The sequence below is a fragment of the Bacillus sp. JJ664 genome, assembly GCF_036962205.1.
GTDB lineage: Bacteria > Bacillota > Bacilli > Bacillales > Bacillaceae_G > Gottfriedia.
The window spans coordinates 1-17,561 of sequence record NZ_JBALMS010000003.1 but is presented as its reverse complement, the minus strand read 5'-3'; the positions used below and the strand labels follow the sequence as shown (position 1 = coordinate 17,561).

General features: G+C 33.4%; 22 protein-coding genes. 20 read left to right on the top strand and 2 right to left on the bottom strand.

Annotated elements, in window-relative coordinates; genetic code table 11:
* The first annotated feature begins 161 nt into the window (after positions 1-161).
* Positions 162-1,436 carry an ATP-binding protein gene (locus tag V7056_RS00580; protein WP_499698431.1) on the top strand — a complete coding sequence of 425 codons (1,275 nt, stop codon included), beginning with the start codon at positions 162-164 and terminating at the stop codon, positions 1,434-1,436.
* Between the two features lie 23 nt (positions 1,437-1,459).
* Positions 1,460-1,876 (top strand): HIT family protein, encoded by a 417-nt coding sequence (locus V7056_RS00575; RefSeq protein WP_499698430.1) that lies wholly within the window; start codon positions 1,460-1,462, stop codon positions 1,874-1,876.
* Positions 1,877-1,903: 27 nt separating this feature from the next.
* On the opposite strand, the gene V7056_RS00570 is transcribed toward V7056_RS00575, so the two are convergent.
* Positions 1,904-2,677: a class I SAM-dependent methyltransferase gene (locus tag V7056_RS00570; RefSeq protein ID WP_499698429.1), complete on the bottom strand. Its 774-nt coding sequence runs from the start codon at positions 2,675-2,677 to the stop codon at positions 1,904-1,906.
* Between the two features lie 188 nt (positions 2,678-2,865).
* Between V7056_RS00570 and V7056_RS00565 the strand changes: the two genes are divergently transcribed.
* Entirely contained in the window at positions 2,866-3,183 is a 318-nt protein-coding gene (locus tag V7056_RS00565; protein WP_499698428.1) for a hypothetical protein, read from the top strand.
* 18 nt (positions 3,184-3,201) lie between these two features.
* Here V7056_RS00565 and V7056_RS00560 read toward each other — a convergent pair whose 3' ends face one another.
* On the bottom strand, positions 3,202-3,612 hold the full coding sequence (locus V7056_RS00560; protein ID WP_499698427.1) for an ATP synthase subunit C-like protein: 411 nt from the start codon (positions 3,610-3,612) through the stop codon (positions 3,202-3,204).
* Positions 3,613-3,684: 72 nt separating this feature from the next.
* On the opposite strand from V7056_RS00560, the gene V7056_RS00555 reads away from it, so the two are divergent.
* The 17 genes from V7056_RS00555 (at position 3,685) to V7056_RS00475 (ending at position 17,488) form a co-directional block, all read left to right on the top strand.
* Positions 3,685-4,359 carry a Dph6-related ATP pyrophosphatase gene (locus V7056_RS00555; RefSeq protein WP_499698426.1) on the top strand — a complete coding sequence of 225 codons (675 nt, stop codon included), beginning with the start codon at positions 3,685-3,687 and terminating at the stop codon, positions 4,357-4,359.
* Positions 4,360-4,451: 92 nt separating this feature from the next.
* The gene (locus tag V7056_RS00550; RefSeq protein ID WP_499698425.1) at positions 4,452-5,870 is read left to right on the top strand and encodes a glycoside hydrolase family 1 protein; all 1,419 of its coding nucleotides are present in this window, start codon (positions 4,452-4,454) and stop codon (positions 5,868-5,870) included.
* Positions 5,871-5,885: 15 nt separating this feature from the next.
* Complete coding sequence (locus V7056_RS00545; protein WP_499698424.1) at positions 5,886-6,806, top strand: ROK family protein; 921 nt, start codon at positions 5,886-5,888, stop codon at positions 6,804-6,806.
* The gene (locus tag V7056_RS00540; protein WP_499698423.1) at positions 6,793-7,509 is read left to right on the top strand and encodes a GntR family transcriptional regulator; all 717 of its coding nucleotides are present in this window, start codon (positions 6,793-6,795) and stop codon (positions 7,507-7,509) included. Before V7056_RS00545 ends, V7056_RS00540 begins: the two co-directional genes overlap by 14 nt.
* A gap of 366 nt (positions 7,510-7,875) precedes the next feature.
* On the top strand, positions 7,876-9,066 hold the full coding sequence (locus V7056_RS00535) for a MalY/PatB family protein (RefSeq protein WP_499698422.1): 1,191 nt from the start codon (positions 7,876-7,878) through the stop codon (positions 9,064-9,066).
* A complete protein-coding gene (locus tag V7056_RS00530) occupies positions 9,059-9,763 on the top strand; it encodes a helix-turn-helix transcriptional regulator (protein ID WP_499698421.1) in 705 nt (234 codons plus the stop codon). Before V7056_RS00535 ends, V7056_RS00530 begins: the two co-directional genes overlap by 8 nt.
* 257 nt (positions 9,764-10,020) lie before the next feature.
* Positions 10,021-10,716 (top strand): vancomycin resistance response regulator transcription factor, VanR-F/VanR-M family, encoded by a 696-nt coding sequence (gene vanR / locus V7056_RS00525; protein ID WP_499698420.1) that lies wholly within the window; start codon positions 10,021-10,023, stop codon positions 10,714-10,716.
* On the top strand, positions 10,709-11,821 hold the full coding sequence (locus V7056_RS00520) for a HAMP domain-containing sensor histidine kinase (RefSeq protein ID WP_499698419.1): 1,113 nt from the start codon (positions 10,709-10,711) through the stop codon (positions 11,819-11,821). The genes vanR and V7056_RS00520 overlap by 8 nt, the downstream gene beginning before the upstream one ends.
* A 109-nt stretch (positions 11,822-11,930) precedes the next feature.
* Positions 11,931-12,806 (top strand): VanY-A/VanY-F/VanY-M family D-Ala-D-Ala carboxypeptidase, encoded by an 876-nt coding sequence (gene vanY / locus V7056_RS00515; RefSeq protein ID WP_499698418.1) that lies wholly within the window; start codon positions 11,931-11,933, stop codon positions 12,804-12,806.
* A 238-nt stretch (positions 12,807-13,044) separates the two neighbouring features.
* Positions 13,045-13,413, top strand: coding sequence for a DUF4180 domain-containing protein (locus tag V7056_RS00510; protein ID WP_499698417.1), 369 nt, complete (start codon positions 13,045-13,047; stop codon positions 13,411-13,413).
* 72 nt (positions 13,414-13,485) lie between these two features.
* Complete coding sequence (locus V7056_RS00505; protein WP_499698416.1) at positions 13,486-14,013, top strand: dihydrofolate reductase family protein; 528 nt, start codon at positions 13,486-13,488, stop codon at positions 14,011-14,013.
* Between the two features lie 153 nt (positions 14,014-14,166).
* On the top strand, positions 14,167-14,361 hold the full coding sequence (locus tag V7056_RS00500; RefSeq protein WP_499698432.1) for a DUF6440 family protein: 195 nt from the start codon (positions 14,167-14,169) through the stop codon (positions 14,359-14,361).
* 293 nt (positions 14,362-14,654) lie between these two features.
* Entirely contained in the window at positions 14,655-14,924 is a 270-nt protein-coding gene (locus tag V7056_RS00495; RefSeq protein ID WP_499698415.1) for a zinc ribbon domain-containing protein, read from the top strand.
* 427 nt (positions 14,925-15,351) lie between these two features.
* Positions 15,352-15,786, top strand: coding sequence for an SRPBCC domain-containing protein (locus tag V7056_RS00490; RefSeq protein ID WP_499698414.1), 435 nt, complete (start codon positions 15,352-15,354; stop codon positions 15,784-15,786).
* Position 15,787: 1 nt separating this feature from the next.
* Positions 15,788-16,135, top strand: a complete 348-nt coding sequence (locus V7056_RS00485) for an ArsR/SmtB family transcription factor (protein WP_499698413.1) — start codon at positions 15,788-15,790, stop codon at positions 16,133-16,135.
* A 71-nt stretch (positions 16,136-16,206) separates the two neighbouring features.
* Positions 16,207-16,644, top strand: coding sequence for an SRPBCC family protein (locus tag V7056_RS00480; RefSeq protein ID WP_499698412.1), 438 nt, complete (start codon positions 16,207-16,209; stop codon positions 16,642-16,644).
* A 382-nt stretch (positions 16,645-17,026) separates the two neighbouring features.
* Positions 17,027-17,488 (top strand): RDD family protein, encoded by a 462-nt coding sequence (locus V7056_RS00475; RefSeq protein ID WP_499698411.1) that lies wholly within the window; start codon positions 17,027-17,029, stop codon positions 17,486-17,488.
* Positions 17,489-17,561: the final 73 nt, after the last annotated feature.

Genomic DNA, 17,561 nt, shown 5'->3' with positions numbered 1-17,561 from the left:
GTCCCAAAAATATTCAACTTATCGTTTACATTAAATGGAGAATTACATAATATGGAAATATTAGGAATAACATCGAATATTAAAGGATATTTAGAAATTATGTCGTAATATAATGAATGTTATCATATAGTGTAAAAACTCAATCAGCGAGGACTAAAATCATGTTAGTTGAAAAACTTTTATTACATGTCTTAATCATATTAAGTCCAATATTAATTTACAGTATTATTTATGAAAATCATGGTTATAAGGATAAAATCTATCTTTTTGGTATGTTTCAAGCAGTGGCAGGATTTCTTTGTATGGCGTTTCCGTATCCCGCATACGGTCTGTTTTGGGACTTGCGTTATATACCATTAGCAATCGCTTTTCTATACTGTGGTTTTGGATGGGGTATGTTAACGTTTTTATCAATTCTATTAGCAAGACTCATGTTAGGTGGAGATGCGATTCTCTTTGGAGTCGTCAGTGTAACTTTATCATCATTAGGGGCAATGGTATTATCAAGATGGTTTTGGAGATTCAAACCAAAGCAAAGAATTATATTAACAGCGGCCATAGGATTTTGGCCAGCACTTGTTCAATTTTGCATTTTATTTTCATATTTAATCATAAACAATGTCAGTTTTAATACTGATTATCGACTATTTGGATTAATTCTAGTATTTATATTAATTGAATTAGTTGCAATCACGCTAGCTGCAAAGCTAAATGAGATATTAATAGAAAAAAAGCTTTTACAAAGAGAGATTCAGCGTGCAGAGAAGTTGAACACATTAAGTGAAATGGCAGCATCCATTGCACATGAAGTAAGAAATCCACTTACGGTCGTAAAAGGTTTCCTTCAGTTAATGCAGCAGAATAAAGATAAGCAATCTGGAGAGTATTTACCATTAGTATTGAGCGAGTTAGGTAGGGCAGAAGGTATCATCAATGATTATTTAAACTTTGCAAAACCACAGTTTGATAAGGTTGAAGTAGTGAATCTAAAGGAAAGTGTTTCAGATGTAGTAACATTATTAGAGCCATTGGCTTTGAAACAAAATGTAAAATTAAAAGGTGAAATTTTAGTCGAACCTTTTTTACATACTGATAAAAATCAATTAAAACAAGCACTAATTAATCTCATTAAAAATGCAATAGAAGCAACCGAATCTGGCGGTTATGTACATACGAAACTGTTTGATGATGGTTACAAAGCGGTCATAACGATACAAGACAATGGTAAAGGTATGACAAAGGAACAGCTTTCACGAATCGGAACTTTATTTTATTCTACAAAAGAAAAAGGTACTGGCGTAGGGACAACTGTTTCAGTTCGTATTATAGAAGCCATGAATGGAACAATCACTTTTTCAAGTAAAATTAATGAAGGAACAAAAGTAACGATTAAATTACCAAAAGTAGAAATAGTGAAACCGAATAAGTCTAATTAACGAATGATTGCTGGAGGAAAAAGATGCCATACGATGTGAATTGTCGGTTTTGTAATCCACTTCAGGATCGTGAACAAAACATCATATTCGAAAATGAAACATGTTATTTTTTACAACATAATTTGGAGCAGGACGTTTTAGAAGGTTGTGGGGTAATTGTTCCGAAAGTACATCGCATCACTACCTTTGATTTAACAAAAGAAGAATGGAACGATACATATGAACTCTTACAAAATGCGAAAGAATATTTAAATGAAAAATTCTCACCGGATGGATATACTTTAGGATGGAATGTTGGTAAGGTTTCAAATCAAACGATTCCTCATTGTCATTTTCATATCATCCCAAGATATCATGATGAACCACTTGCAGGAAAAGGGGTTCGTAACTGGATTAAACAACCTGAAAATAAAAGAGAAAAACTCATTCAGAAAAGGTAAGTACTGTGTATTGTACTTACCTTTTTCTTATTTTTTTATTCCAATCCATATTGTCCAACGGTCTTTTTCAATGATAGCTGTTCGAGGATTAAATTTATTTTGTATGGTCTGAATTAACATACTAAGCTCATCGTTAGTAAGTTCGTGAAGTATGGAACGCCCAGTTCTTTGTAGTAAATCATGACTTAATTGTTCGAAGTATTGATAATTTCGTCTAGCTTCCCAGAGTTTTTCTTCTGTCGTGATGATAAAGCCATTAGATTCCAAAGCGTTGACTACTTTTTGTGAAGGATATCTTCGTGAAGATTCTATGCTTTCCAGTTTGGGAAACTGTTCAAAGAAGTAACCTCTAATGTGATGAGGGTCTCCAGGTAGTAAGCAATCCTCCGGTGTTCTGTCTTGAATAATGAGCAAACCATTCTTTTTTAATAATCGATTTGCTTCTTTAAAGCAAGCATCTAAATCATCCAAGTGATGAATTAAAGCTCTTTGTAAAATAATATCGAAGCTGGTTGAAGCAAGATTTGTATGGTAGGCATCCCCTTGTAAAAATGTAATGTTCGCGAGTCCTTTACAGTTTTCAGTCGCTCCCTTTAACATTTCTTCTGAAAAATCTACAGCAGTAACTTTGGCACCGAGCATAGCCAAAGCTTTAGAATAAATACCGCCACCACAGCCGAGGTCAGCAATCTGTTTACCGTTCACATCAATATGATTCTTTATAAAATCAATCCAAGATTGATCTGCTAATCTAGTGGTATAGCTCCGTTTATTTTGCTCATCATGAAAATTAATGGACATACAAGATATCTCCTTACATATGTCATAAATTGGTGATACTCTTATTATAGTTCACCTTTATTTTCTGGCTAATATTGAAAAGTTATAGTGATTAATAAGTTCTAGTTATGGCGTTTATACAGGGGATATTAAGGAAATGGTATGGTTGTTACCTTTATAGTTTGAACTGATTAAGGAGGAATGTAATCATGTCTGGTACAATTGATCTTTTTGAAAGTCTTCGTTCTGAATTCATCAACGATTATGATGCAACAAAAGGAAGTATTTTTGGTCATAAAGGTTTAAAGGTGCAAGGGAAAATTTTTGCGTTTTATAATGAACCAAATCTTGTCGTGAAGTTAAAGAAAGAGGATGTTGAAGAAGCATTAAAGTTAGTAGGAACACTAAATTTTGATCCGATGGGTGGAAAACCGATGAAAGAATGGGTTGAGATTCCATATGATCATCAGCAATGGTTTGAATATGGTTTAAAAGGCATGAGGTACGTAAAAAGTTTAATAAAATAAAACCTCCATTTGGAGGTTTTATTTTATTAAGCAAGCTACAATTCCGACGATTGGAATAGCAGTTACTAAAGCATAGCTAATCTTTTCAAGAGCTGAAATAAGAGGCTTTGCTTCTTCTTTTGTAGAATGATAAATGAATAGTTCTTTACTTTGTCTCCTAATTAGATAAGCATTGATCGCTGCTACAATTAAAATAATGATTGCAGGTATTGTACTGTTCATTGAAGAAGATTCTAACCCGTTATAGCCTAGTATGATGAACAGGATCGGTATTGCTTCAACGACGGCTACGCCAATAAACATTTTTGATTGAATAGTAGCACTCTCTTCTGGTTTTACTGCTATATTCTTTAAAGCGTTACGTACAACGAAGCTAATCCCTGTCGTAGCAATTAAGCTTGCAATGATAAAATAAATTAAAGCATCCATGTTGTCACCTCAAACGTTTTCTATGTTCATTATACAAGATTATATAAAATAAATGTAAAGGGGTATGGTGAAATGACTGGAAAAATTGCAATCTCATGGAGTGGAGGAAAGGATTGCTGTTTGGCATTACATAGATTAATAGAAAGCAATCAAGAAGTCGCTTGTTTATTTTCAATGGTTTCCCAAAAAGATGGTCGAAATCATGCTCACGGTACACCACTTCCATTTTTACAAATGCAGGCAGATGCACTGGGGATACCACTCATTATGATAGATTCAGCTGGTGATTATGAACAATCAATTATAAATGGATTAAGGGAAATGAAGGAAGAATTAGATATAACGGCTGTAGCATTCGGCACTTTATATGTAGATGAAGATAAGAAATGGAATGAAGAAATTGCAATAAAAAGCGAATTAAAGCCACTATTTCCAGTTTGGATCCATAAGAATGAATCAATAATCTTGTTAGATGAATGGTTAAATAGTAACTATGAAGCTATTATCTGTAGAGCAAGAGAGTCGCATTTCGATTCTAACATTGTCGGACAAACAGTAAATAAAGAACTGAAAGAGCTACTCATTCAAAAAGAAATATGCGTTATGGGCGAAGGTGGAGAGTACCACACATTTGTAGTAGGTGGTCCTTTATTTACAAAAAGACTAAATATAACGGATTCGGAAACGATTCTAAATTATGATTTATGGTCATTGAACATTAAAGATATGGAAATGGTAGAGAAGTAAATAAATATACTTTCAATTTTAAAAGTATATACTTTTAGTTTATCACTCAAATATAATAGTAGAAAAGAAAGATTACTAATTTAGGAGTGATCATGATGAAATATTCATTTGAAAATGGATTTTTTTGGGGAGCAGCTACTTCCGCAACACAAATTGAGGGAGCTGCTTTTGAAGGCGGAAAGGGTAAGAATATTTGGGACCATTGGTATGAAATAGATTCAAATCGTTTCTATAATCAAGTTGGTCCAACTGAAGCGTCTAACTTTTATGTTACATATAAAGAAGACATCCAAAGAATGAAGGATATTGGGTTTAATTCTTATCGTACTTCGATTTCATGGTCACGTTTAATTCCTGATGGTAACGGTGCAGTGAATGAAGAGGCAGTCGCTTTCTATCAATCTTTAATAGATGAGTTAATTAAGCAGAATATCGAACCTATTATTGGCTTATATCATTTTGACATGCCTTTTGCTATGCAAGAAATAGGTGGTTGGGAAAGTCGCGAAGTTGTTGAAGCGTATAGTCGTTTTGCCCGTATTTGTTTTGAATTGTTTGGAGATAGAGTGAAGAAATGGGCTACTCATAATGAACCAATCGTTCCTGTTGAGGGTGGTTACTTGTATCAGTTCCACTATCCTTGTGTAGTGGATATGAAGCGTGCTGTCCAAGTTGCTTACAATACAATGATTTCAAGTGCTATGGCCATTAGAGAGTTTCGTAGTGTTAAAGTAGAAAATGGACAAATTGGAATTGTGATTAATTTGACACCATCTTATCCAAGAGATGATCAAAACCAAGATGATGTGAAAGCAGCAAATATTGCAGATTTACTCTTTAACAGAAGCTTCTTAGATCCCTCAATAAAAGGCACTTATCCTGAAGAATTAATTTCATTTATAAAAGAAAATAACTTACTGCCTGTCACCAATTCTGAAGATCGTAAACTAATTAAAGAAAATACAGTCGATTTTCTTGGCGTTAATTATTATAGTCCACGTCGAATTAAAGCAAAAGAAGATGCTGTTGATTCATCAAAGCCTATTATGCCAGAGTCATTTTTTGATAATTATGATATGCCAGGAAAGAAAATGAATATTTACCGTGGTTGGGAAATCTATGAAAAAGCTTTGTATGATATCGCAATCAATTTAAGAGACAATTACGGCAATATCCCTTGGTATGTTTCTGAGAATGGAATGGGCGTTCAAGATGAAGAGCGTTTCTTAGATGAAAACGGAATTGTCCAAGATGATTATCGTATTGAGTTTATTAGTGAACATTTAAAATGGTTACATAAGGGGATCAGCGAGGGTTCAAATTGCTTCGGTTATCACCTATGGACATTTATGGATAATTGGTCATGGTTAAATGCATACAAAAATCGATATGGATTCTATCGAGTAGATTTAAATAATCATTTTGAACGTACGATTAAGAAAAGTGGACTTTGGTTTAAACAAGTTGCTGAAAGTAATGAACTAGTTTTGAAGATTAATAAGCTTACATAAAGGGAGAGCAAAACAATGAAACATTATGCAGTCATTGATTTGGGCGGTTCAGCAATAAAATATGCATTAATGAAAGAGGATGGTAGCTTTGTTGAAAAAAGTTCTGTCCCAACACCAAGAGAAGGAATAGAAACTTTTATCAATGAAGTGACGAAAATAGTAAAAGAATATGGCCGTAAAGTAAAGATTGAAGGAATCGCATTGAGTATGCCAGGTGCAGTAGATGTAGAAACTGGAATCATCGCTGGTGCAAGTGCCATTCCATATATTCATGGTCCAAATATAAAAGATTTATTGTTTGAAAGTACAGGATTACGTGCTGAACTAGAAAATGATGCAAATTGTGCAGGATTAGCTGAAGCTTGGATTGGTTCAGCGAAAGACGTAAACGACTTTATTTGTATTGTAATTGGTACGGGTATTGGTGGAGTAGTAGTCCTTAATAAAAAAGTGCGTAGAGGGAAAAATCTCCATGCAGGTGAATTTGGTTGTATGCTTGTTAAGGATTATATGTCAGAAACATTAGGAAGAAACTGGAGTGATGTAGCTTCAACGACGAGTTTAGTTCGTGCAGTTGCTAAACGTAAAGGGTTAGACTGGAAAACACTAAACGGTAAAAAGGTATTTGAACTATTTGATCGTGGTGATGAAGAAGTTAAAATAGAGGTTGAAAACTTTATTAAATACTTAGCTGTAGGTATTTTTAATGTAGCATATGTAATTGATCCAGAGAAAATCTTAATTGGTGGAGCAATTAGTGCCCGTAAGGAATTAATTGAACAGCTCAATGCAGTACTTGCAACAATGAGAGGTAAGCATGCAACCTTAGATATCACAGTTGAACAATGTGCATACGAAAATGACTCAAATTTAATTGGTGCACTGTATCATTATATGCAGCAAACAGGAGTGGACATTGTAAGTGAGCAAATATAACGAAATTGCTAAGGATATTCGGCAAAAAATTTCTAATCAAGTGTTTGGAGTAGGTGAAATGCTTCCAGACGAGTTTACATTAGCCGAGCAGTATGATTGTAGTAAAATGACAGTGAAAAAGGCAATGGACCTTTTAGTAAGTGAAGGGTTAATCGTAAAAAGGCGAGGATACGGTACGATTGTAAAAGAAGCCCCTTTATTTAATGTGCATCAGTTAAATCGAAATGATAAAAAGCATTTTGGCCTAACTCAAAAAGTAGGAGCTAAACGAGTAAACTCTAAAGTTTTACGATTTCAGGTAATTCCGGCGTCAGAAAAATTAGCTTCTTTATTGAATTGTGAAACGAACAGCTTTATATACGAAATTAATAGAGTACGTTATATTGACGGAAAACCATTTGCGCTTGAAGAAATATACATGCCAATATCAGTGATTCAAGGTTTATCGGAGAAACATGTAAATAAATCTATTTACCAATTCATCCAAGAAGAATTAGGTCTAAAAATAAAAAGCGCTCAAAAAATCATAAGAGCGGTTAAAGGGAATGCGCTAGACATCCAACACTTACATATTCATCAGCATGACCCTGTAATGGAAGTAGAGCAAATCGTATTTCTAGCAGATGGTAAGGTTTTTGAATACTCGATAACCCATCATGTTTATCAATTATTTGAATTTCAAACTGTCATTATTAATGAGTAAGAAGAGCAGGAAGGACAAAAAGTCTTTCCTGTTTTTTATTTTGGACTTCTCAATAAAATTGTTGTGATTAAAGAGAATTTTTAAAGGAATATTAAATCAAACAAACGTTTAATTAAAAAGTTAATTGGCATGGGTATACTAACTCCTGTCGGCAAGATTGGATAGTCGAATTCACTACAGGTGCGAATCAAATAAGCTAACCGTAATTCGTTGGAAAACAAGAATACAAGTATTTAAAATAACTAACAATCCACTTTTAATGCCATATTAGATAAAAAATTATCATTGTGATAAAAAATTCTTATCAAGAGTTGTATTTTCAGATAAAATAGAATCAGAGAGAAAAATGTGAATGGGGGAATGAATGTGAAATTTAACTTTAATGAAGAAATCAGCCGAAAGAATACTAACAGTACTAAGTGGGATTCAATTGATCAGGTATTTGGATGCACAGAAGTTCTTCCTCTTTGGATTGCAGATATGGATTTAGCATGTGCACCAGCCATAGTAGAGGCTCTTACTAAAAGGGCACAGCATCCTATTTATGGATACGGACATATTCCAGAAGAATTTTTTGAATCAGCAATCAATTGGGGTGCGAAGCGCTTTGGTACAAAGATTAATCGTGAATGGTTAACGACTGTCCCTGGTGTTGTTCCGGCTTTAAATTTGGCGATTGATGCATTCACAAAGGTTGGAGATGAAGTCATTATTCAGCCACCTGTTTATTACCCGTTCTTTAGTGTCGTGAAAAATAATGGTCGAAATTTAATCGAAAATCCTTTAATAGAGCAAGATGGATACTACTATATGGATTTAGATGATTTAGAAAAGAAGATTACGAGTAAAACAAAATTACTTATTTTATGTAGTCCAGCAAATCCAGTTGGAAGAGTGTGGTCTAGAGAAGAGCTAAACGCATTAGTTGAAGTATGTAAAAAACATAAAATAATCATTATCGCTGATGAAATTCACGCAGATTTAGTGTATGAAAAAGGTACACATATTCCTTTTTACTCTTTAAGTGAAGACGCTGCGAATATGTGTATTACGTTCATGTCACCAAGCAAAACATTTAATATCGCAGGGTTATTTTCATCATTAGCTGTCATTCCGAATCCAGATTTATTTACGGAATTTACCCATTCAATTCTACGCGCAAGCTTAGAAAACTTAAATATATTTGGAATTGAAGCTGTCATTGCAGCTTATAACGAAGGCGAAGAGTGGTTGGATGAGTTACTAATTCATTTAAAAGGTAATGCTGAATATATTCACAATTATTTAAAGCAACATATTCCAGAAATCAAAATGAAAGTTACAGAAGCAACATATTTAGGTTGGTTAGACTTTAGAGGTCTTGGCCTAACTTGTGATGAACTAAATAAATTTTTAGTAAAAGATGCTAAATTGGGTTGTAATGAAGGGCGCGTTTTTGGCTTAAATGGTAAAGGGTTCATGAGATTAAATTATGCTTGCTCACGTAAAACAATTGAAGAAGCTATGGTACGGTTAGATCAAGCAGTTAGAAAGTTAAAGGTATGCGTTAATGAGTGAGGTAGAAGTTAAGCATGCGGCACAAGTAAATAAGTGTCACAATGAATTATTAAAAATGTATATCCCAATGGTTACATTTATTGCCAATGTGATGGGGAAGCATTGTGAAGTTGTACTTCATGATTTAACAAACCCAGAAAACTCTATTGTGGCAATCGAAAATGGGGAAATCAGCGGTCGTAGAGTAGGCGGTCCAATTACTGACTTAGTATTAAAAGTAATGCAAGAGGGTGCTTATAAAGAAGTTGATTTTATCACTAATTATAAAGCAAGTGTAAAAGGAAACCGTACTTGCCGATCTTCTAGTTATTTTATTAAAAATGAAACTGGGGAAATCATAGGCGTACTTTGTGTGAATGTTGATGTAACTGTACTAGAGAACGTGAAGTCTTACTTAGATGATTTCATAATGACTAGTTTTCAAAATGAAGGTCAAAAGCCTTTGAAAGTACACAATTCAGATGTTTTTGAGAATCTTCATGAAACCGTTGAAGATGTTCTAGAAAATATGATTACGAAAGTATTGAGTGACTATCACTTATCGCCAGAAAGATTATCAATTGATGAAAAGCTTGATGTTGTTCGAAAATTAAATGAAGCAGGTCTATTCCTTTTAAAAGGTGGGGTAAGTGAGTTAGCTCAAAAACTAAAAGTATCTGAAGCAACGATTTATCGCTATCTTAGCAAGGTAAAATAAATAAGACATTAATGATAAGAGGATATATGCACAATTAAATTGCATATTTCCTCTTTTTTATATGAGGAAAAACTAATGTGATATGATTGAAGGTAAGTCAGTTCATTTACATAAGAAATGGTAAAATAAAGAAAAAATAAATGTCATTAGTAAATATTCGATGCGTTAAAATGAGTTCATAATTATAAGATAGTAAATGAAATAATAGAAAATAGATAAGAATTGATATATAGCTAACTTTACTTAGGAGTGGAAAGATGAGAGATATTTCGATATTAATTGCTGATGATGAGGAGGAAATTGCAAATCTGATTGCCATCCATTTAGAAAAAGAAGGGTATCATGTTATGAAAGTGTTGGATGGACAAGAGGCTGTTCGTGTAGTCGAGACTCAATCGATCGATTTGCTGATTTTAGATATTATGATGCCGAAATTGGATGGTTATGAAGTAACCCGCCGTATTCGCGAAAAGCATAATATGCCTATTATCTTTTTAAGTGCTAAAACATCTGATTTTGATAAAGTCCAGGGATTGGTAATAGGAGCAGATGATTATATGACTAAACCATTCACTCCGATCGAATTGGTTGCTCGTGTAAATGCTCATCTCAGACGGTTTATGAAGCTAAACCAACCCAAAACAGAGAATAAAACCTGCTTGGAATACGGTGGATTAGTTATTTCCCCTGACCAACGTACGGTTACGCAGTATGGTGTAAGTATTGAGCTAACACCGAAAGAATTTGATATTTTATATTTATTAGCGAGTCATCCGAAGAAAGTGTTTAGTGTTGAAAATATTTTTCAACAGGTGTGGGGTGAAGCGTATTTTGAAAGTGGGAATACAGTCATGGTTCATATACGTACGCTCCGGAAAAAACTTGAAGAAGATATACGAAAAGACAAATGGATTAAGACAGTATGGGGAGTAGGGTATAGCTTCAATGGTTAAAATGATGCACAGTTTTCGTTCAAAGATGGTATTGTTATTTGGTTTAAGTATGTTTTTATCAGGAATCATAACATATCTATTCTATAAAGGACTTCAATTCTATTATCATGTGATGGTTCGTTATGAGGATCCCATGGCACAGTTTCGTATTTTGGTAGGAAGATTCGGAGACTTTAATATCTTTTTTATCTTATTTATCTTACTATCTTTCCTGTTCTTCTTTTTACTCACTAAACCCTATTCTACTTATTTTAAAGAGATATCAAACGGCATTCATAACCTGGCTCGTGGCGATTTTAAACATAAGGTAAAAATCCATTCAAATGATGAATTTAGAGATATTGCTCAAGATATTAATTTGGCAAGTGAAAAATTGGAAGAGGCGATTTTACGAGGAGATTACTCAGAAAGCAGTAAAGATCAACTAGTCGTAAACTTAGCCCATGATTTACGGACCCCACTTACCTCTGTTTTAGGATATTTGGATTTGATCTTAAAGGATAAGAGTTTGACAGAAGATCAAGTGAGACATTTTTTAACGATTGTTTTTACTAAGTCGCAACGATTAGAAAAGTTAATTGATGAATTATTCGAGCTCACTAGAATGAATTATGGGATGATATCAGTTGAAAAAAAGAGAATTAATTTAACGGATTTACTGAATCAATTAAAGGAAGAATTGTATCCTGTACTCGAAAAGAATCGTTTAATTGCTCGAATGAATTGTACGACTCACTTATCCATTTACGGCGATGGCGATTTGATTGTCCGTGTGTTTGAAAATCTTATGACGAATGCAATACGGTATGGAAATGAAGGACAGTATGTCGATTTAAACGGATTTATTGATGGAGATGAAGTGGTAGTTCAGGTTGTGAATTATGGGAATACGATCCCTCCAGATGAGCTACCGCATCTCTTTGATATGTTTTATACCGGGGACAAAGCACGAACTCTACAAGAAGATGGTACAGGGCTTGGCTTGTTTATTGCAAAAAATATTGTGGAGCAACATGATGGATCGATTACTGCACAAAGTAACATAATACAAACTATTTTTGAAGTTCGTTTACCACTGGAAAGTGAAATAAATGATGAAGACTAAAGAACGACGATTTTACGATTTAAGAAAAATTTAATATTTACCCCACTCTTTTTTTTAATAGTTTTACTTATTCTTTTAAGCAAAGACGAATAAGGAGGAAGCTAGTAAAATGAAGAAGTGGGGATTTTTATTGTTTTTATTATTGTTCTTAATTTTACCTTTCATAAAAATTGGATCGCTGTTTGAGCCAAAAGTAGTCATACAAAAATATAATCAATCTGAATACAATGAAATAGAGAATGGAAGTTCTGAAAGCACCCATAAAAAAGAAGTTACTCAAGATCAAATCTATCAAGGTAACTTGCTTTTGGTTAACAGTAAGTATCCCGTTCACCCAGAAAGTATTAAATCAGATGTCATAAATGTATCTACTCAAAATGAATTGGCAAGGGACTTTGGAGTGATCGATAACGATATCTATTTATCAGAGGAAATAGCGCGTAAATTTTTAGAGATGATTACTGCTGCAGAAAAAGAAGGGATTCGTAACTTTTCCGTAACTAGTGGCTATCGAGACTTTGAGAAGCAAAATAAACTTTATCAAGAGATGGGTTCTGCATATGCCTTGCCAGCTGGTTATAGCGAACACAACTTAGGTTTATCTCTTGATGTAGGATCTACTCAAGAGAAGATGGCTGTAGCAGCTGAAGGAAAATGGATAGAGAAGAATGCTTGGAAATACGGGTTCATTCTACGCTATCCAAAAGATAAAACGGATGTCACAGGAATTCAATTTGAACCGTGGCATATCCGATATGTAGGTTTTCTTCATAGTGCGATTATGAAGGAAAAGAATTTTGCTTTAGAAGAATATCTTGATTATCTAAAAGAAGAGAAACACATTTCCGTCAAAATAAATGGGAAATCATACAAGATTACCTATTATCCCGTTTCTCAAAGCAGAGTGATTAACGTAAACGATCAAATGCATTATGAGATTTCGGGTAACAATATGGATGGCATAATTGTGACTGAATACGAATAATTAATATTTAATTTATCTCTTAGGAAGTTAAGAGGTCATGACTAATTAAATTCTGCGCATTTTGAAGTAACTCATGAGTAAAGTTCAATTGAAAATTGTTACTATCGCTTAAGGTGACTCCTTTTTAATTGCAGCAAAAAGTAGTAGACCACATATAATTCCTTTCTTTAACTTCACTGTTAAATGCGTTGTTTTATAATCGTAATAAAAATAATTTTAATAGAATGGAGAAATGGAGATGAATATAAAAACGATAGAAGCTAACGGATATGTTATTGCGGTAGCTTATGGTGATTCAATATTGCTTAAAGATGAACAAAGTGCATTGGATATGATGATGACGATTAGTTATGAAAAAGGTAGTAATCGAATTTCCTTAAACAAGGAAGCAATATCAGAAGATTTTTTCAATCTCAGTACAAAACTTGCAGGTTCAATTCTTCAAAAGTTCGTTAACTACAATATTAAGTTTGCAATTATAGGGGATTTTTCAGTTTATACTAGTAAAGCTCTGAAGGATTTCATATATGAATGTAATGAAGGGAATCATGTATTTTTTGTTTCATCAGAACAAGAAGCGATTGATAAATTATCTAATGCAAAATAAAAAGAGCAGAAAAATGTAAAAGCTAAGTTATGAAATTATGCATAGATACTTAAGAAAGTAAGGGAGTTTTGCATGAGTAAACAACGTAATATTATTTTATACATTGGTACTTCAATTGACGGATATATTGCAAATGACGATGGTACATTAGAATGGTTAGAAACAACAGAAGTAGAAGGAGATTCTGGATACAATTCACTGCTTGAAAGAATTGATACTGTTGTTATGGGAAAAGGAACTTATGACGTCATTCGTGGTTTTGATATAGATTATCCATATAGTACTTATAAAAACTATGTTTTTTCTAAATCTTTAAGTGGATCAGATGAATATGCTTTATTTATTAATGAAGACGTCAAATCTTTCGTTAACAATTTAAAACAAAAACCTGGTAAAGATATATGGTTAATTGGTGGAGGTCATTTAGCGCGTGAGTTTTTTAAAGAGAATTTAATTGATGAATTCCAACTTGACATTGCACCTATTGTTTTAGGAAAAGGAATCTCTCTATATACAGGGGATGATATTACTCAAAATTACACATTAGCGAAAGTAGAAAAATTAGGTCAACTTGCTATGCTTCACTACATAAAAAAATAAGGTAATAACTTTATTCTTCGCTATGCGTTTATTACACTCAAAAGTTGCTATTGCGACTTTTTTTTGTTTGGACTGTTTAAGTTTTAGAAGGAATCGTAAGGAATCAATAGAAGATAAAAACAGACAAGAGTAATTCGAAAATGTAGGAGGTATATAAGAATGTTCGAAAAGGAATCAGAAAAAAGATTTAAAGTAGTATATAAAGAAGGTAAGATGACAGGGAATAAAATATTAGAAGATAGAGAGACAGGAGTTCAATACTTATTTAGTTGGGACGGCTATGCTGGAGGTATTACGCCATTGTTAGATAAGGATGGGAAACCATTAGTAAATTCAAATAAAGAGTAACGATCGACTGCTACAGCAGTCTCTTTTTATTTTGAACAAAGATGAATTGCATGCAGTATTAATTCTCTTTTCTCTAGTGATTGGCGTACATGGCTAAAAATATTTTAACAAGGGAAAGCTTGACATGACACAAAAAGTATCGTACCTTAAACATATAATACGACACCTTTTAGTGTCCTTTTTATGAAGGTCATTGTAAGAGTGTTATGAACTGGAGAAATGAAGCTTTCATTCATGTTTATACTTTTAAGCTAAATGGAAAATCAAACTTTAAAAAATTGGAGGAATTAAAAATGGCAAAAACAAATCTGTGTCAAAGCTGTGGTATGCCACTGAAAGGATCAAATGACTTTGGAACTGAAAAGGATGGGGCACCGTCTGAAAAATTCTGTCACTATTGTTATCAAAATGGTGAATGGGTGCAGCCAGATATTTCATTCGATGATTTTTACGCATATAGTTTAAAAAAGTTTCAGGATTCAGACATGAACAAAATTGAAAAGTTCTTTCTAAATAAAATGTACACAAAAAAATTCTTGAAAAAATTAGAGCGCTGGAGCTAAATTTGCAGTAGAGTTAAGAGAATGGTTCCATCATAAAGAGCATTCAAAACGAAATTATTAATTGTTTCAATTTCAGACAGCTGCTTCGGCAGTTTTTTTGTTTGTTGGAAAACCTTTTTTCTAAAGTAAAAATGAAGAGCGTCTTTTTTGGGGTTACTATTAGGTGTAATAAAGGAATGACATCAATATGATTAATTTAACTGACCGTAATTCCATGGTTATAAAAATATTATATTTATAGATTTCTTTAATCCTTTATGGAATAACTAAGTTGGTTAAAAGGTAATAATGGTAGTAGATTTAGTCGTCTTCAAAATTAAATTTAACCAAGAGTAAATTTTTTTGAAATTTAAAGCAACCTTGAAGTTGCACATGGGAATATTATGTGCTACGATTTGGTTGCACATGTAAAAAAGGAGGAAAATAAATGAATAATGATCAAATCGAAAGAGAAATTTTCATTGAGGCTTCAATTGAAACCGTATGGGAGTTGGTGAATCAACCAGCATGGTGGGTTGGAGATGCACCAGGTCCTGACAAAGTACAAGTCGATGGGGCACGCATTGTAGCTGAAACATCAAAATATGGTTCTTTTCCGGTTTTAATTGAGCAAACAGAAGCTCCGACATACCTTGCTTGTCGATGGGCTAGTTCTTTTCCTGGAGAAGAACCACGAGAAGGAAATTCTACACTTGTTGAATTTATATTAACAACAAAGGAAGGAGGAACTTTACTTCGCGTAGTTGAAAGTGGCTTTGCTAGTCTGGAGGCATCAGAAGAGGAAAAAAGACATTTCTTTGAAGGTAATGTTAAAGGATGGGCTCAACAACTGGAAGTGTTACGAAAGCAGGCGGAGAAATAAAATGGATTCCACAATTAATAATGATTTTGAAGATGTACTAATTGCGTTAGCAGACCCAACACGCCGTCAGTTACTTAACCTCATTGCTACAATGGGACAGGCGACAGCTACGACATTGGCAAAAAGGGTAACTGTTTCCCGTCAGGCAGTAGTCAAGCACTTAACGGTCCTTAACGGAGCTGAACTCGTGGCTTCTGATCGCGTTGGAAGGGAAGTACGTTATTCAGTATCACCGGCAAAACTTTCAGCAACAGCGGAGTGGATGGCAAAACTAGCGACAGATTGGGATAGACGATTAGAATGGATTAAGCTCGCTGCAGAATCTAAAAACAAAACTGATTTAAATTGAGTTAACCTATGTTCATGGTATACAACATTTGATCTGAACAAACAAAATAAATCTAAAAGGATGGTTTAAAAATGAATACTCAAATAATCACTAAATTAAAGATTAACAAGCCAACTAATGAGGTATTTGAAGCAATCGTAGACCCTGAAAAAATAGGCAACTTTTGGTTTTCATCCAGTTCAAATAGATGGGAACAAGACATGACAATTACATTGAGGTACGATGAGTACAATGCAGAAGGCTCTATAAATGTAATTGAAATCAAAGATAATAAAAAAATAGTGTTTTCATGGGGTGAAGAAGGTCAAGAGACTACAGTTACAATTACGCTAACTGAGGTTGACACAAGTACAATTATTGAAGTAATCGAATCAGGTTTAAAAGAAGACGATCCAGAGGTTGTAGCTAAAATGATTGGACAAAAAGAAGGTTGGGTATATACGTTAACTTGTTTAAAAGCTTATTTAGAGAATGGGATCAATAGTCTGAGGGCTTCTATTATTCACTAAATGTGAGGTTCTTAAGTGGACAAGTTTCAAAGGCTTGAACTAACTGAGACTAGGTTGGTGACTGTTTTTAAAATTGAACAATTAGAATGATAGTTTGGGGTAGAACCAGTTATATTAATAAAACTAAATCATCAGTCGCTTTTGCGACTTTTTTTATTGGGTAACAGGCAGTTAGGTGGAATAAGTAGTGTTATAATTAATTCATCAAATATTGAAAGTGCTCTTGTCAGATGTATTTTACTCTACATTATAAGTGCTGTTTTCTCTAATGGTAATACGTTTTTATCAAAATTAAGTTCAGCATTTTTAGTATTTATAGATTAATCATTACTTTTGTTCAATGGTATTATGAGTTTGATTGACAAGGAGGAGTTAACTTTATATGGATTTTGAATTATCGAGTAGAAAAAGAAGGTTTTTTGCATCGTGGATTGATGGAATGGCAAGTATCGCATTGTCAAAAATAGGATTATTATTATTTGGATTAACGAATGAGGAATTTTTGAATAACTATATGTTTGATAGTTTTTCTTTGCTTTTGTATACAATTTTTCTGATCATAACAATCATTGTATTGGACATAGTAATTCCCACTTATTTTTGGAACGGTCAAACCATTGGTAAAAAAATATTAAGAATAAGAGTCGTTACCGATGAAGGCGAAGATGTAGATATTAAAACTATGACAATGCGTTCAATCTTTCTTATAGTAAGTGGGATCAATCTACCGGTCATACCTGAAGGAATGATGGTTATTTATTTAGTAGATTCATTTATGATATTCCGAAAAGATAAAAAGACATTGCATGACCATATTGCAAAAACGAAAGTAGTTTATTGCTAATTTAGCTATAAATATAACGAAAATCTTCACGAACAACAGTATGTTTTAAAATAAGAAAGAAGCTTACATAATA

Excerpts from the sequence above, each read along its gene's own strand:
- V7056_RS00580 (WP_499698431.1), top strand. The coding sequence starts at position 162 with ATGTTAGTTGAAAAACTTTTATTACATGTCTTAATCATATTAAGTCCA.
- V7056_RS00575 (WP_499698430.1), top strand. The coding sequence starts at position 1,460 with ATGCCATACGATGTGAATTGTCGGTTTTGTAATCCACTTCAGGATCGT.
- V7056_RS00570 (WP_499698429.1), bottom strand. The coding sequence starts at position 2,677 with ATGTCCATTAATTTTCATGATGAGCAAAATAAACGGAGCTATACCACT.
- V7056_RS00565 (WP_499698428.1), top strand. The coding sequence starts at position 2,866 with ATGTCTGGTACAATTGATCTTTTTGAAAGTCTTCGTTCTGAATTCATC.
- V7056_RS00560 (WP_499698427.1), bottom strand. The coding sequence starts at position 3,612 with ATGGATGCTTTAATTTATTTTATCATTGCAAGCTTAATTGCTACGACA.
- V7056_RS00555 (WP_499698426.1), top strand. The coding sequence starts at position 3,685 with ATGACTGGAAAAATTGCAATCTCATGGAGTGGAGGAAAGGATTGCTGT.
- V7056_RS00550 (WP_499698425.1), top strand. The coding sequence starts at position 4,452 with ATGATGAAATATTCATTTGAAAATGGATTTTTTTGGGGAGCAGCTACT.
- V7056_RS00545 (WP_499698424.1), top strand. The coding sequence starts at position 5,886 with ATGAAACATTATGCAGTCATTGATTTGGGCGGTTCAGCAATAAAATAT.
- V7056_RS00530 (WP_499698421.1), top strand. The coding sequence starts at position 9,059 with ATGAGTGAGGTAGAAGTTAAGCATGCGGCACAAGTAAATAAGTGTCAC.
- vanR (WP_499698420.1), top strand. The coding sequence starts at position 10,021 with ATGAGAGATATTTCGATATTAATTGCTGATGATGAGGAGGAAATTGCA.
- V7056_RS00520 (WP_499698419.1), top strand. The coding sequence starts at position 10,709 with ATGGTTAAAATGATGCACAGTTTTCGTTCAAAGATGGTATTGTTATTT.
- vanY (WP_499698418.1), top strand. The coding sequence starts at position 11,931 with ATGAAGAAGTGGGGATTTTTATTGTTTTTATTATTGTTCTTAATTTTA.
- V7056_RS00510 (WP_499698417.1), top strand. The coding sequence starts at position 13,045 with ATGAATATAAAAACGATAGAAGCTAACGGATATGTTATTGCGGTAGCT.
- V7056_RS00505 (WP_499698416.1), top strand. The coding sequence starts at position 13,486 with ATGAGTAAACAACGTAATATTATTTTATACATTGGTACTTCAATTGAC.
- V7056_RS00495 (WP_499698415.1), top strand. The coding sequence starts at position 14,655 with ATGGCAAAAACAAATCTGTGTCAAAGCTGTGGTATGCCACTGAAAGGA.
- V7056_RS00490 (WP_499698414.1), top strand. The coding sequence starts at position 15,352 with ATGAATAATGATCAAATCGAAAGAGAAATTTTCATTGAGGCTTCAATT.
- V7056_RS00485 (WP_499698413.1), top strand. The coding sequence starts at position 15,788 with ATGGATTCCACAATTAATAATGATTTTGAAGATGTACTAATTGCGTTA.
- V7056_RS00480 (WP_499698412.1), top strand. The coding sequence starts at position 16,207 with ATGAATACTCAAATAATCACTAAATTAAAGATTAACAAGCCAACTAAT.
- V7056_RS00475 (WP_499698411.1), top strand. The coding sequence starts at position 17,027 with ATGGATTTTGAATTATCGAGTAGAAAAAGAAGGTTTTTTGCATCGTGG.